This is a genomic window from Gemmatimonadota bacterium (assembly GCA_009838845.1).
Taxonomy (GTDB): Bacteria; Latescibacterota; UBA2968; order UBA2968; family UBA2968; genus VXRD01.
Genome location: VXRD01000126.1, coordinates 100,514 through 114,660 on the forward strand (window position 1 = coordinate 100,514; position 14,147 = coordinate 114,660).

The 14,147-nt window shown below is 53.8% G+C and carries 9 protein-coding genes; 5 read left to right on the forward strand and 4 right to left on the reverse strand.

Annotated elements, in window-relative coordinates:
* Positions 1-3: 3 nt before the first annotated feature.
* The 5 genes from F4Y39_17895 to F4Y39_17915 all read left to right on the forward strand — a co-directional run bounded on the left by F4Y39_17895 (position 4) and on the right by F4Y39_17915 (position 9,574).
* Positions 4-1,140 carry a VWA domain-containing protein gene (locus F4Y39_17895; protein ID MYC15600.1) on the forward strand — a complete coding sequence of 379 codons (1,137 nt, stop codon included), beginning with the start codon at positions 4-6 and terminating at the stop codon, positions 1,138-1,140.
* 98 nt (positions 1,141-1,238) lie between these two features.
* Positions 1,239-2,330, forward strand: a complete 1,092-nt coding sequence (locus F4Y39_17900; GenBank protein MYC15601.1) for an XdhC family protein — start codon at positions 1,239-1,241, stop codon at positions 2,328-2,330.
* Between the two features lie 144 nt (positions 2,331-2,474).
* Entirely contained in the window at positions 2,475-5,363 is a 2,889-nt protein-coding gene (locus tag F4Y39_17905) for a TonB-dependent receptor (GenBank protein ID MYC15602.1), read from the forward strand.
* A gap of 15 nt (positions 5,364-5,378) precedes the next feature.
* Entirely contained in the window at positions 5,379-8,492 is a 3,114-nt protein-coding gene (locus tag F4Y39_17910; GenBank protein ID MYC15603.1) for a hypothetical protein, read from the forward strand.
* A 26-nt stretch (positions 8,493-8,518) separates the two neighbouring features.
* The gene (locus F4Y39_17915; GenBank protein ID MYC15604.1) at positions 8,519-9,574 is read left to right on the forward strand and encodes a PorV/PorQ family protein; all 1,056 of its coding nucleotides are present in this window, start codon (positions 8,519-8,521) and stop codon (positions 9,572-9,574) included.
* Positions 9,575-9,636: 62 nt separating this feature from the next.
* Here F4Y39_17915 and F4Y39_17920 read toward each other — a convergent pair whose 3' ends face one another.
* From F4Y39_17920 to F4Y39_17935, 4 genes are all read right to left on the reverse strand, one after another.
* Positions 9,637-10,581: a TIM barrel protein gene (locus F4Y39_17920; protein MYC15605.1), complete on the reverse strand. Its 945-nt coding sequence runs from the start codon at positions 10,579-10,581 to the stop codon at positions 9,637-9,639.
* A gap of 17 nt (positions 10,582-10,598) precedes the next feature.
* Complete coding sequence (locus tag F4Y39_17925) at positions 10,599-11,609, reverse strand: Gfo/Idh/MocA family oxidoreductase (GenBank protein ID MYC15606.1); 1,011 nt, start codon at positions 11,607-11,609, stop codon at positions 10,599-10,601.
* Position 11,610: 1 nt separating this feature from the next.
* Positions 11,611-13,269 carry a fucose isomerase gene (locus F4Y39_17930; GenBank protein MYC15607.1) on the reverse strand — a complete coding sequence of 553 codons (1,659 nt, stop codon included), beginning with the start codon at positions 13,267-13,269 and terminating at the stop codon, positions 11,611-11,613.
* An 86-nt stretch (positions 13,270-13,355) separates the two neighbouring features.
* The gene (locus F4Y39_17935; GenBank protein MYC15608.1) at positions 13,356-14,141 is read right to left on the reverse strand and encodes an ABC transporter permease; all 786 of its coding nucleotides are present in this window, start codon (positions 14,139-14,141) and stop codon (positions 13,356-13,358) included.
* Between the last annotated feature and the right edge of the window lie 6 nt (positions 14,142-14,147).

Sequence of the window (14,147 nt, forward strand, 5' to 3'; positions counted from 1 at the left end):
CACATGCCAAGAACTATGCTGGGACGAGTTGTCGGTTTTTCAAGGGCTTTGCACAGTGCTGGCGTTGAAGTCAATGCGGGCAATCTCATTGATTTGTGCGATAGTTTTCAATATATCAGCCTGCACAATCGGAGCGATTTTTACGCTGCTGCGCGTGCGACACTGGTGTCGCGCTATGACGATCTGGAGACTTTTGACGAGGTTTTCAGGGCTTTCTGGGCGCGACCGATTTTGCCCGACGATATGACTCTGACCGATACGGATGCCGGCGGAGATCCGGATCTCGATGTTCAGGCAGATGTCAATGAGGTGGTGGATACTGCAGATTTGCAGGAAGAGGCCGAGGGGGAAGGCGAATCCGAGGAGGTTGGGTATAGCCCCGATGAGGCTTTGATGGGAAAAGATTTGGCCGCAATGTCCGATCGCGAGATTGAGCAGGCCCGAAAGGTGATCCACGAAATTGTGAATATCATTGCCAACCGCCGCAGTCGCAGGCGCGTGCCCGAAAATCGGGGGGCTGAACTGGATTTCAGGCGCACATGGCGGCGCAATGCGCTGTATGGTTCTGACGGTGTCGAATTGATGATGAAGCGGCGTCGCATCAAAAAGACCAAGCTGATGTTGTTGTGTGATGTGAGCGGGTCTATGGATTGTTATAGCCGGTTTCTGATTCGCTTTATCTACGCGCTCAAGCGCGAAATCCGAGATGTGGAGGTCGGGGTGTTTTCCACGCGGATGACCGCAATTTCGCGTTTGCTCAAAACAAAAGGCATTGAAGAATCACTTGTAGAAGTGGCTGATACAGTACACGACTGGGCGGGTGGCACAGATATTGGCGGGTGTTTGCGCGAGTTTAACGACCAGTTTGCACGCGATATGTTGCACTCGCGCACTGTGATGATTATTGTGAGCGACGGCTGGGACCGGGGCGATCCCGATTTGATGCGGCAAGAGATGGCGCGATTGCGAAAGCGCGTGCATAAGTTGATGTGGCTCAATCCACTTTTGGGCACGCCGGGGTATCAGCCCCTGTGTTTGGGGATGAAGACAGCACTTCCATATCTGGATTATTTTTTGCCCGCACACAATCTGGAGAGTTTGATTCAATTGGCCCGAACACTGCGGTCTGTTTGGAAGTAGGGTAGCGAATCAACGAATCAACGAATCAACGATAGCAGTTGGGTGGTTGGGCGGAGTTCGTCTATTCGTCTATTCGCGTTTTTTCGATAGGTGACGTTATGGCTGGTCAAGATGTTTTTCGAGAGGCTTTGACCCTGGTTTCTCAGGGTGAAAAGGCCGCCTTATCGACGATTGTGTCGAGCAAGGGGTCTTTGCCGATGAGCAAAAAGGCCAAGATGCTCGTGCGTCCCGATGGCGTGATTATAGGTACGGTGGGTGGCGGTTGTTTGGAAGCCGATGTGTGGGCCGAAGCCCGTCATGTGATGGAAACCGAAGCACCGACTTTGCAGAAGTTTATTTTGACGGAAAAACACGCGGGCGAAAATGGCCTCAATTGCGGCGGCAATGTCGAGATTTTTACCGAACCTCTGTTGCCCGGTCGCGCAGATGACATGCTCGGCGATATTGCTCGGGTTCGCAAAGTGCGCGGTTCGGCTGTGTTGGCAACGCTGGTTTCGGGCGGCGATCAGGTGGGTGCGAAGTTATTGGTCCATCCCGATGGTAGAACAGTGGGTAGTCTGGGCCATGACCTTGCCGAAGCCTGTGTGCGCGAAGAGGTGGCAGCTTTTGAGGCGATTCCGGAAAGTTTGCTCAAGGTCATAAAAATCGGGTCAGAACCCGTTGTGGTCTTTTTGGAATCTATTTGTCCCGAGCCTACGCTGTTTTTGTTTGGCGGGGGGCACGTTTCCTATGCTATCGCACAGATCGCGCATTCGGTCGGATTTCGGATTGTGGTTATTGACGACCGGCCCATGTTTGCCAATAAAGAGCGGTTTCCCATGGCGAGTGAAACGCTGACGCTGGAGATGGAGACGGCTTTTGACCATCTGGTTATTGACGATTTGTCTTATGTGGTGGCTGTGACGCGGGGACACCAGCACGATAAACCGGTTATCGAGCAGGCGATTGATACCCAGGCGGCGTATATTGGTATGATTGGTAGCCGTCGGAAGATCGCGCTGATGTGGAAAGAGTTTGAAGCCAAAGGTATTCCGAGAGAAAAATTGGATGTTGTTCACGCGCCGATTGGATTGGATATCGGCGCAGATACACCCGAAGAAATCGCCGTGAGTATTGTTTCTGAACTCGTTCAGGTGCGCCGGTCACAGGGAAAACCCATTCATCAGGGTATGTCGCTGTCATCGGTGTGAGGTAAATGACTTATCGTCGGGGGAGAACAAGGAGGTGATGTAGTAGCGACATAGCTGAGAACGATTTACGTGAGGGGAGACGACAGAGGTGCGCGAGCATCTTTTAAGTCTGGTTTTCGAAATTATTTCAGAAGGGAGTTAACCATGACGAGATGGATAATCGCATTTGTTGCGATGTCGTTTTTATCCGCATCGGCAATGGCCGGGGTGACGGGTAAAATTGCGGGTCAGATTGTCGATAAAGGCGACGGTGGTGGCTTGCCCGGTGCCAATGTGGTGGTTCTGGGCTTGCACAGTGTCTTTGGTGCGACATCAGATCCCGAAGGTAATTTTGTGATTTTGAATGTGCCGGCGGGCACTTTTGACGTAAAATGCAGTTTTATCGGGTATCAAGACGTGGTGCTCAAGGGCATCAAGGTATTGCCCGATTTGACCACCGAAGTAGATTTTGTGCTCGCAGAACAAGTACTGGAAGGCGAAACTATCGAAGTGGTGGCGGTGCGTCCGCTGGTGCAGAAAGACAAGACCAGCTCGATGCGCCTCGTAACCAGCGAAGAACTCGAGTATATGCCGGTTCGCGGGTATGCAGCGGCCACGTCCTTGCAGGCGGGCGTGACGAACCGGAACGGCACGCTTTACATACGCGGTGGGCGGTTTTCCGAAGTTGACTACATCGTCGATGGCGTGTCGCAGAAGGATTTGCAATTCGGCTCATCGACCACCACCCTGAGCAATGGCGCTATAGATCAGGTATCTGTGATTGTGGGTGGATTTGAAGCGGAGTACGGGCGCGTGATGTCGGGCGTTGTTAAGGTGGTGACGCGCGAAGGCGGGCAGAATTATTCGGGGTCTGTGGAATATATTACAGATGAGATGAATGACCGCAGTTGGGCCGGTGCGCCTTCTTATGGGTATAACACTACCGATGCGACATTTGGTGGTCCGCTCGTTCCCGGAACGAACGGACCTTCGTTTTTTGTTTCCGGAGAATACATCGATCGCCTCGACCGCAGCCCGCGCTGGGGGGTGGAAGCCCACGAGTGGGAAAAAGACCTGTTGTCACAGGAAGAGTACGATTTGCTCAGCGAGGGCATATTGCCGCATTATACGCTCGAAAGATGGGGCTGGCAGGCCAAGCTGGCGTATCGGTTGTCCGACGAAATCGGTCTGAAGGCAGGGATTGTAGGCTCAAAAACGGATCGCTTGAGCTATAGTCACACCTATCGCTATAATTTGCGGCATGCGCCGCGTGTCAAAAGAAATAACAACTCGGCATTTGCCCGCGTGACCTATACGATGGGTGCAAAGACCTTCTTCACTTTGCAAACAAGTCTGTTCGACCAGAATTTTAAGGCGGGCGACGGGGTTCATTTCGACAATTTGCACGACTATGCCCGTCCCCAGGGCAATTCGCGTTTTGACGCGGAAAGTTTGTTTGCACGCGGCGATGTGGATTCCACCGAGATTACGCAGACAACGGAAACCATCAATGATCGCTCTATAACGTATTTTGAAGGCGATGAAGGGCGCGTGTATGATGACTTTGAGCAAACCAGCTCATTTTATCTCACGCCTATCGACTTCGATTTGACCAGCCAGATCAGCCGCAATCACCAGTTTAAGCTCGGTTTTGACGTGCAGATGCATCGGTTGCGTTATTACCGGCACCTGACCCCCATTTTGCTCTTTCGCGGTCCATTTGTCAGCACAGACGACAGGGGTGGCTTTCAGGATGTAGATCGCTACGGGTATGATTACAACTGGAATGGCCAGGTAGTCGAACCTCTGGATTCGACCCGAGACGCGCAAAAAGAACCCATTTTGGCTTCGTTTTACGTGCAGGACAAGATGGAATACGACGGGTTGATCATCAATGCGGGCGTGCGTTACGATTATTTGAATGCGAGTACCGATGTGCTCGCCAATGAAGGCGTGCCATTGGGTGGCGATTCCACACTCGATCCATCGGATCTCGCTGGCAATAGCGTGTATCACAAGATCAGCCCGCGCCTGGGTGTTGGGTTTCCCGTTACAGATAAGACCGTGTTCCACATGAACTACGGCATTTTTTACCAGCAACCCAAGCTGGAAGACCTGTATGTTGGTCTGGATTATCTGGAATACAAAGTGCCACTGGGGGGATATTATTACGCCTTTGGCAATCCGAATCTCAGGCCGGAAAAAACCACGGCTTACGAAGTGGGTGTGGTGCAGCAGTTGGGCGGTCATGCCAGTGTCGATGTCACTGCTTATTACAAAGCCGTGGAAAACCTCGTTCAGGTGTCGACAATTCCGTCTGATCCCACGGCCTTTTCCTCGTTTCGCAACAACGACTACGGAACCATCAAGGGGCTGGACTTTGGTTTGCTCATGCGTCGCATAGGGCGCACAACAGCGCGTCTGTCTTATTCTCTGGCTTATGCGACGGGCACGGGATCAACCCCACAAACTCAGCGGCGGATCGCCTGGGGCTTCCAACCCGGCGTGACCGAGCCGCCCAAATCGACCTCACCTCTCGACTTTGATCAACGCCACAAAATTTCGGCATCGATCGACTATCGCTTTGTCGATAAAGATGGGCCGAGGTTCCTGGGCGGTCAGCCGCTGTCCAATGCCGGGATCAATGTGTTGTTCGAAGCCGGGAGTGGGTTCCCCTATACGCCCACGTTTACGTTTAATGAAGTGACCACAGGGGCTTCGGCGTCACGTCCTTCGGGACCGGTGAATTCCAGCTATGGTCCCTGGACATTCAGGACCGATGTGAAGGCGAATAAGCGTTTCAAAATTATAGGGCTTCAGGGCGACATATACGTCTGGGTACTCAATTTGCTCAACCGCGCCAACGCGACTAGCCCCGTGTATTCGAGCACGGGCAGCCCAATGACTTCGGGCTGGTTGAATACAGACGAAGGCCGCAAATTTGTGGAGCGCTTTGGTCAACTGGGCGAAGACAAATACAAGCTCAAAGAGAAAAGCCCATTCAACTTTGGCACGCCGCGGCAGGTTCGCTTCGGACTCGCGCTCAGCTTCTAAATGGGAGATTAGAACATGAAAAGCTTTTTGAATATTTTGACGCTGGCTTTGATGAGTGTGAGCATGGCTGGCATTGCGCTGGCTGCATCGCCCTCGCAAAAGCCGCGGCTGGGTAAAATTAGCAATGATCAAGTGATTGATGTGAACAATATCAAAATGTTTGTGACCAACCAGGGATCATTCGCCTGGGACCTGGCGACCGGATCTTCGGGCCTTGAATTTCCCAAGGGCACGGGCAAAACCGCGGTATTTGCTTCCGGTCCGTGGATTGCGGGCAAGGTCAATGGAGAGATTCGCGTGGCGATTGCCGAGTATTCATTTGAGTTTGCGCCCGGGCCTATTTTGCCCGATGGCACACCCGCCGATCCGCAACTCGACCGCTATCGCGTGTATAAGATTAGCAAAGGCGATGGCATGGAAAATCCGGATTACGCGCAGTGGCCGGTTGAAGACGGCGCGCCGGTCAATTCCGATGGTACGCCAATGGTGCTGGGTGACCAGACCTTGTGGGCGGTTTATAACGATGCCGATCCGGGTTCCCACACCAATATGCAGACTGCGCCTTTAGGCGTTGAAATACAGCAGACGACATTTGCGTTTGACCGCACAGGTCCGCTTGGCAATGTGATATTTGTCAAATTTTTGATTATCAACAAGGGTGGCAATACCATCGATAGCACTTATGTGTCGCTGTGGTCTGATCCCGATCTGGGGCAGTTCGATAACGACCTGGTGGGCTGCGATGTGGAGACCAGCTTTGGGTTTTGTTATAACGGATCAAACATAGATGCGCAGTATGGTTCTTCACCCCCTGCCGTGGGGTATGACTTTTTCAAGGGGCCGATTGGCGATGACGGTGTGGAATTGCCGATGACGTCGTTTAACAAATACATCAACGGTACGGATCCTCATACCGCAGAAGAGACCTATAATTATATGAAGGGTCTCGACCCGGATGGCGGCGTGACCGATCACACCGATCCGATTACGGGTCAGGTGAAGGCTTTTATGGTCGATGGAGATCCGGTTGCGGGCACGGGCTGGCTTGACGAAAACCCGGCTGACCGGCGCTTTATGCTCACGGCGGGTCCGTTTACCTTTGCGCCCGGCGATACACAAGAAGTAGTGGGTGCTATTATTATCGGGCAAGGCCAAGATCGTCTCACGTCGATTACAGCCGTGCGTTTTAACGATACATTTGCACAATCGGCTTTTGATGCCAATTTTGCATTGCCATCGCCTCCGCCCTCACCCAAAGTGTCGGTGGCTGTGACGGGTGATCACATGGGCAATGGCAAAGTTCAGTTGACCTGGGGAGATGATTCAGAAGTCGCTTCGGGTGATTATGCCTTTGAAGGTTATAACGTGTATCAGGGCGAGTCGATCGCTGGCCCCTGGAGGCGCCTTGCGACTTATGACGTGATCAATGGCTCGGCCATCATTTTTGACAATCAGTTCGATGAAGGTGCGGGTGTGGTGGTCAACTCGCCCGCGCAATTTGGCGGTGACTCGGGTATTCGGCGCTATATCGAACTGACCGAGGATAAGGTTTTGGGCGGTAGGCTGGTGACGGGTAAAACCTATTATTTTGCGGTGACGGCCTATTCGTTGAATGAGGGCAGGTCGCCCAAAACGCTCGAGACATCCATCTCGGCTCTGGCTGATGGGCGCATGACGTTTAAGCCCCTTTCGGATGAGTTGATTCCGGCCAATGGTATTGTGCCGCGCGGACCCACTGCGGGTACGCGATTCAATACCGTGGGTGTGGATAGTACTGTTGAGCACACATCGGGTTCAAGCGATGGTATCGTGGCTGTAGAGGTGGTTGACGATACACAGATCACGGGCGCGTCTTACGAAGTGCGCTTCCGCGATACCGATGCGGGAACGGTGTGGGATTTGATCAATTTGTCGAGTGGTCAGGCCGTGCTCTCAGATATGCAGCAGCACGCCTCACTGGATGCGGCGATTTCCAATCCGATTGTCGAGGGTTTGCTCGTGCGTGTGACGGGTCCACCCCTCGGCATCAAAGATTGGGATATTCCCTCGGGCGCGCGGTGGTACACCTGGGCAAATACCAACTGGGGTGCCGAAGGTTTTAACGGCGCGATGACGGGCGATATTGCCCATATGTGGTTCGGTCCAACGAGTGTGTCGCCTGCGCGGTTGGTCAATGTGGAATTGCGATTTACCAGTGTGATTGAAGATGAAGGCGAGGATCAGTACAAACCCATTGACCTGACCAATCCCAACGTGTCTTATGGATATCGGTATTTGCGCGGTGCAGGTGCTCCTCCTCCTGCTCCTGCAGATCAGACGACCACACAAGCACCTTATGACTGGAGCCATTATATCATCAATACATCGGGTCCCGGCGTATATGTGTATCAGGAACGCAATCCCATCGCGCTTTCGGCCTGGGATATGGAAAATAATCGCCGTCTCGAAGTTGGCTGGTTGGAAAATAACCAACCCGGCGGCCTGGTCAACGGCGCGTATGGTCCGGGATTTTACGGCGATGTCAGCAATCTGGCTGGTGGTGGACCGCGCGAGTGGCTGTTCATTTTTGATCGGGATTATACCGAGCCGGGCGATGATTCCAATGTGGCGGAGTTGTCTCAGGGTTTGATTAACGATGCGCCAGCACCACCCATTATGTATATCATTTGGGCCGCGCGCCGTACGCCAGATCGGTTTCCACAGGATGGCGATTCGTTTTTGATTCTGGCGAATCACGTCAATGGCCCCAACGATGTGTTTGCATTTAACACACAGGGGGCTGTCCGGGGCGATCAGGAGTTGGCGGTGGAGGATTTGACCAAAATTCTGGCGGTGCCCAATCCGTATCTGGGGCGTTCGTCTTATGAATTCACTTCTCTCGCACGCCAGATGCGTTTTACCAATCTTCCCGCGCAATGCACGATCCGAATTTTCAGCCTGTCGGGCGATCTGGTGCGAACGATTAATCACAATAACGGTTTGTCGTTTGATACCTGGGATCTGAAAACAGATCAGGGCGTGCTGGTTGCCAGCGGCATTTATATCGCGCATTTTGATGCGCCAAATATCGGTACGCATTTTATTAAGTGCGCGGTGTTTATGGAAGCTGAGACGCTGAACACATTTTAACGAACCGCTTAATGGAGGAATAACTTATGTTCAGGCAGATGATTTTTCTGTTTGCCGCGCTGGCATTGATCGCTCAGGATGCCCGTGCAGGCGATGAGAGCCGCATTGGCACAGCCGCGGCACAAGAGTTGCGCATTCCTATTGGATCGCGCGGTACAGCACTTGGGGGTGCCATACTGGCCCATGTAAAGGGTGCCGAGGCATTGCAGTGGAATCCTTCGGGATTGGTATTTGGAACGCACAAGCGCGAAGCCATATTTTCATATCTGGATTATATCGCAGATATGAATGTGAACTATTTTGCGATTACCACACGTCTGCGGGATGATATTTCGGTGGGGATCAGTGCCCGCGTGTTTGCGGTGGGCGATATTATTGTGACGACCGAGGAGTCGCCCGAAGGCACGGGCGAGGTGCTCTCGCCGAGATTTTCGTGTGTGACATTTACGTATTCGCAGTTGTTGACAGATCGCGTGTCGTTTGGCACCACGATCAAATATATCCACGAGGCGATTAAGCGCGAGGTCGCCAATGGCCTGGCGTTTGACTTTGGCTTCCAGTACAAAACCGCACTCAAAGGTCTGACGCTGGGTATTGCCATGCAAAATTTTGGTCCCGATCTGCGGTTTGATGGTCCGGATCTGGATCGGGTGGTGAAATTGCAAGACGCTGTTCCAGAGGCCGATCCCCAGGCCGGGTCGCGCAGTTTCCGCACGTCACTGGCAGCGGCTGAGTTGCCCACGTCCATAGAAATCGGTTTTTCCTATGCTTTCTATGAAGATGCGCTGGGCAAAGCTATTTTTTCGGCGACCTTCCGCAATAACAATCTGGCGACTGACGAATATCAGGCTGGCGTTGAGTATTCGATGAAGCAAATTCTTCAGTTGCGCGGAGGATATGTTGCTTCTCCAACAGGTGATGCCCTGCCCAGCGGGTTCAAGAAGGAATATATTCTCGGCCCGACGTTTGGCTTTGGTCTGAATGTGCCCATGGGCAATATGGCTTTTCAGGTGGATTATGCCTTTGGCAAGACAGAGTACTTTCAGGATAATCACTGGTTGACTGTGGGGCTTGGGTTCTGAGAGAAGCTCTCTCACTGGATACACAAAAGGCTGCGGTCGAAAGATCGCAGCCTTTTTTTGAATTAGCCTGTTCCATGGATGAGACCACGCATGTAACCGACTGCATAGAGCCGTCCGAGGAAGTTGTAGCCTCCTGTATCTTCCTGGTCAATCGCAAAGGTGGGCGTGTGGTCGGGGCGAACGACGCCCTTAAATCCGATTGCTTTGTACGCGCGAATGGCTTCTGCCATGTCGGTGTCGCCGTCGTCGTGAAAAGATTCGGAGAAGGTGGGTACCTGGCCGTGGAGGTCGCGGAAGTGGGCGAAGTGGATGTGGTCTTTGAAGTGGTGTATGGTGGCCGGGATGTCGGCACCCATGGCTTTGAAGTTGCCCTGGCAATAGGTGAGGCCATTGTATTCGCTGGGGATAAAAGAGATGACGCGATCATAGGCTTCGGGGCTGGTGATGATGCGGGCAACGCCTCGAATGGGCGAGAGCGGCGGGTCGTCGGGGTGCAGGCCCTGTTTGACGCCGGCTTCTTCGGCAACGGGTATGACTCTTTTGAGGAAGTATTCGAGGTTTTCCCAGAGGCGTTCTTCGGTGATGTCGCCATAGTCGGTGATGGGGGGCGCGTCTTCCATGTCGCTGTGGTCGTAGGTACTGGTCAGGGCATTGCCGCGCGTGCGGGTGGTCATCGAGGTGCGCATCCAGTTAAAGACAGCCATCCAGTTGTAACACATTACGGGAATGCCCGCTGCGCCGAGGTTGCGGATGGTCTGGCAGTAGTTGTCGATTTCACTGTCGCGGTCTTCAAGGCCCAGTTTGATGTTGTCCGAAATGGGAACAGATTCGACCACAGACCAGCGCAAGCCCTGGTCTTCAATGCGTTTTTTGTGGCGCAAGATGGCGAGATAATCCCATACGGGGCCAGCATTGGGTAAGACCGTTACGATGTCTTCTACGCCCATTTGAAGCGCGGTCTGGAGGTTTTCATCGGTGAATGGTCGGATAACGAGCGCGATTCTCATGGTACTATGTCCTTTTTTTAGCCTACAGTGATTGTTTTTCCAGTTTGTGCCGCTTCGTAAGCGGCGTTGATAATTTTTACGGTGGCTACGGCGTCTTCAGGGGTGGCACTTTCACAGGTGTTGTTGAGGATGTCGTCTATGAAGATTTTGTGGTGCAGGTGGCCTTTGGGATGCTGTTCGAGGTCGGGTTGAATCCAGTCGCCTTTGTGGCCCTGGGTGTAAACGAGGGTTGCGGGCGCAATGGGATGTTTGATGATCATCGAGCCGCCATCGCCGTAGTGTTCGGCGTAATAGGCTCCTGCGCCACCGCGTTGGGTCCAGTGCATTTCAAAGGTGACGAGGGTGCCGCCAGACATTTCGAAATTCATGATGGCTACGGTTTCATTGGGGCGGTTGATGGTGGGGTCTATCGGCAGGTTTGCATTGGTGAGATAGGGATCCATCATGGCTTGCACTTTGACAACGTCTTGTTCGGTGAGATACCGGATGACGTCTATGCCGTGTGTACCGATGTCGAGGACACCGCCCCACAAGCGAACGGCGTTGTCGTAGCGGCTGCCGATGCAGTTGCGATGGCGCACCATTTCGAGGCGGCCGATTTTGCCCTCCTGCAGGATTCGACGCGCGCCCTGAGTATGCGAAAAGTAGCGATGCATGAAGCTGCAGACGAGGCGATTGCCCGTGCGCCTGGCTGCCTGGGCGAGAAATTCAGCGTCTTCATTTGTCAGTGCAAAGGGCTTTTGGGTGAAGACGTGTTTGCCCGCTTCGAGGGCTGCGGGAATGATTTCGGTGCGTGTATTCACGCGGGTGAGGAGCATGATGGCGTGAATGTCGTCGCGGTCTAAAATGCAGCGGTAATCGGTGTACGCATCGCGAAAGCCGAATTGCTTCTGTGCTCTTAATCTGAGCGATTCGTCGAGGTCTGCAACGGCGACGAGTTCGGCATTTGGGAGTGCGTGTACAGGGGGTAAATGGTAATTGCGGGCGATATTGCCCACGCCGATAACGCCAATACGAACACGGTCCATGTCAATCCACCAATCCGTTATTTGTGCCACACAGATGAACTTTGACGCCCAATGCTTGCATCATGGCGATTTTTACGGCCAGCGCGTTGTTGGCGGCCTGTGCTGATTGGGCATAGGCGACCTGGATGTGGTTGGCTTTGTGGCGCGCCATCATCTGGTCGCGGGAGATGCCGTAGGTGACGGCGTGCATAATGGGCCACTGCGGGGTGGTGGCACGCCAGCGGCGGTCGGTTTCTATTTGTGGGAGTTCGACGACGCCACCGCGGCCAATGTCCATGTGCAGTTCGCCATTTTGAACAAAGATGCGGCTCCAGACGATTTCGCCGGGTTTACTCACGCCTTTGCAGGTGCCGCCGCCGAGAGGGAAATACATGTTGGGCTGGCGTTCGGAAGAGGTGCCTTTGTACCCGCCGATATAGTGTGCGGGCGGCGCGCCGCCAGAGATGAGAAAGACCCATACGTAGTCGTCAATGCCATTTCCCCGATAGTGTTCGCCCCAGCGCAGGTCGTGTAAGGTGTTTTCGGGTGGCTGCTCCAGTGCTCTCCAGATGCGATTGGTGATCAGGCCGTCGAGGCCAGCGCATTCATCGACTTCGTTGAAATGCGGGAGTGCCTCGCCTTCGTAGAGGATCTGGCCATTGGCGCGCGCTTTGACCGGGGGGCGATCTGCGTTGTTGAGAATGCCTTCGACCAGATCAGATGCCGGGCACAGGTCTTTGAGGCCCTGTTGATATTGAATGCCAATGGTGGCGCAACCAAAGTCATCGGCAATGCGTACGGCGGCAATGTACATTTTGCATTGCATTGCGATCTGGTCGTCGGTGAGTTCATCGGTGGTGTTTGTGCCAGTGACAAAGGTGAGGCCCTTGCCCTCGAGCCAGGTGCGAACAGCATTTGCTTCTGCATCTGTGATGGTTTGCATTTCTGCCCAGAGTGCAGATTGTGAGAGGCGTTCTTTGAAGACGCCTGTGGGATTGAGCAAGTGGTCGGGGATGATGGCGTTGAACATGCCCATGCAGCCTTCGTCAAAGACGCCCATAATGGCTTTTTCGCGCTGGAGTTGTTCTGCCAGCGCCTGTCCGAGTTGCGTTTCGGCTTCGGGCAGGCGGAAGGTGTTGGCGTCGCGTACATGGGAGGTGTCATGGGTGACGCTGCCGCTGGTGAGCCATTCGCGCAGGCCGCGTTTGAAGAAGTCGTCGGTAAAGTCCAGGCTCCACAGGGTGCTGTATTCAACCCCGGCTTTGGTGAGGGAGCCGTTGAGGTTGAGCATGCCGACGAGGCCGGGCCATTGTCCAGACCAGTTGGCAAGGGTGAGGATGGGGCCGCGGTGTGAGATCAGTCCGTGAAGTACGTGGTGGCTGTATTGCCAGACGGCTTCGGCTACGATGAGGGGGGCGTCGGGATGGATGTTTTTGAAGACGGCCATGCCCTCTTTTTGCGATCCGATAAAGCCGTGTTCTTCGTCTTGTTTGTAGGGGTGTCCGCGGCGGACTTTCCATCCTTCGCGTTGGATTGCGGCTATGATGGTTTTTTCCATTGCTTCTTGTGCGGGCCAGCACATCTGGTTGGCAGATAAGCGCAGGTCGCCGTTGGCAATGAGTACGACTTCGTTCTTTTCAGGTGCTTCGGGTTCGGCGAGTTCGGGAAGTTGGTAGGCCATTCTGTAACTCCTTATGTGTATTGTCTGGTGTTGAAAGCAGGGGTAAAATAGCCGATAGAATCTGGAAAGTCAAACGGGCATGACTATTATGCCGATGCGCCGGAGTAGTTTTTTAGGCCGCGTTTCCAGAACCAGCGCGAGAATGCGATGAGAAAGATACACAGCAGGCCAGATGTGATCATGCTTTCGGGTGTCAGGCGACCTGAGAGTGCTTCCGCGGGTACTGTGATGGCAAATGCCACGGGTACGAGGAATGTGAGGATATAGCGCAGCCAGTGGGGGTAGATGCCAATGGGCCAGCGGCCGGCTTCGTACATGCTCTGGAAGATGTGGAGGATGTTTTCGATACGCAAGAACCAGAAGGTGAGGGTGGCGAGCATGAGCCAGAAGCTGTAGATGATGCTGCCTCCCGTACAGAGGACAAAGGCGAAGGCGAGGGCTTCCCGCGGACCAATATCGAGTCCCCGATAGATCAGCGCGGCGATGAGCACGCCCGCGCCGAGTAGAATATCGGTGAGCCGCCATACGCGGATTTGCGAGATGCTGGCGAGGAATTGCGCGTCGCACGGTTTGGTGAGGGTGTAGTCGAATAGGCCTCGTAGCACATCGTCCATGAGCTGGCTCATGCTCGGAGATATGACCATGCCTATCACGCCACCTACAAACATAAATACGCCGAGTAGTGCGAGGATATCAACGGCCTGCCATCCGCCGAGGGTATCGGTGTGTGAAAATACGATTGCCAGACCCGCGATGGCTGTGCCCAGGCTGAGGAGGGATTGCAGGAGTTGGACGTAGAAGTTCACGCGATAGGCCATTTCGTTGAGCAGGCCAATGCGGAAGAAGGTCCATATCAGTTTTAAGTAGTACATGGATGA